Source organism: Xanthomonas pisi DSM 18956 (genome assembly GCF_001010415.1).
Lineage (GTDB): Bacteria > Pseudomonadota > Gammaproteobacteria > Xanthomonadales > Xanthomonadaceae > Xanthomonas > Xanthomonas pisi.
The window spans coordinates 1-357 of the sequence record NZ_JPLE01000315.1; the positions used below are offsets into that span (position 1 = coordinate 1).

Consider the following 357-nt stretch of genomic DNA (forward strand, 5'->3'; position numbering starts at 1 on the left):
GTTAGGTGAACTGCCTACGGTTTATTTTACTTTTGATGCATCTGGATTTGTTATCCAGGTTTATTTTCCTGAAGAAAACTCTGGTGATGATTCTGTTAATCCTCCTTATTGGGCTTACCAAGGAATTATTTCTCGTGGAACAAAACTCGAACTTAAAGAATAAGATTGAAATCTATGGCATTCCTGAAGAAGTTGGACGTTGTCCAGGATGTTATGCTGTTACAAAACTTTTAAAGGAGCTCAACGCTCCTTATACGTTTTATAAAGTCCTCACTAATAATGGTAAGATTGAATATGACCGTCCTTTAATCGTATCTCTTGCTAAACGTGCAGGATTCACTTCACTTAATATTCGTT

1 protein-coding gene is annotated in these 357 nt (G+C 36.1%); it reads left to right on the forward strand.

The features are described from left to right. Nucleotides 1-134 precede the first annotated feature (134 nt). Nucleotides 135-357: hypothetical protein (locus Y887_RS21220; RefSeq protein ID WP_046965679.1), on the forward strand; the 223-nt coding region annotated here is incomplete at its 3' end.